The organism is Bradyrhizobium sp. Leo78 (assembly GCF_059512425.1).
In genome coordinates, this window is sequence record NZ_JCAMOT010000221.1 from 1 (window position 1) to 446 (window position 446).

At 61.9% G+C, this 446-nt stretch carries 1 protein-coding gene; it reads left to right on the forward strand.

Annotated elements, in window-relative coordinates; translation table 11 throughout:
* Positions 1–30 precede the first annotated feature (30 nt).
* Positions 31–446, forward strand: a 416-nt coding sequence (locus AC5ZG1_RS44385; RefSeq protein ID WP_496136568.1) for a PQQ-dependent sugar dehydrogenase, incomplete at its 3' end; no start/stop codon positions are given.

A 446-nucleotide genomic window follows, 5' to 3' on the forward strand; every position in this document is an offset into this window, starting at 1 on the left:
GTTCCGGATGGAGAGACGACGGGGGAGTAAATGACGAGAATATCTGCCTTCCATTTCGCCGCGGCGCTGGTTCTGTTCGGCGCCACATCTGCCAATGCGGCCGATACCCTCAACACGCAGGGTCCTGCGGTTCGCGTCGAAAAACTGGCCGATGGTCTCGAACACCCTTGGGCGGTCGAAGTGTTACCCGACGGCGCCTATCTCGTCACCGAGCGGCCGGGCCGCATGCGTATCATCCGTAATGGCAAACTTTCCGAGCCGATCGGCAACGTGCCCAAAGTGAATGCCCGCGGCCAGGGCGGGCTTTTGGACGTGGCGCTTGCCACGGACTTTGCCACGAGCAGAAAACTCTATTTCACCGCCGCCATCGCTAGTAGGCAGGGCTCCGGCACCGAGGCCTTCAGCGCAACGCTGTCCGCCGACGAAAAGACGCTTGAGGCGGTGAC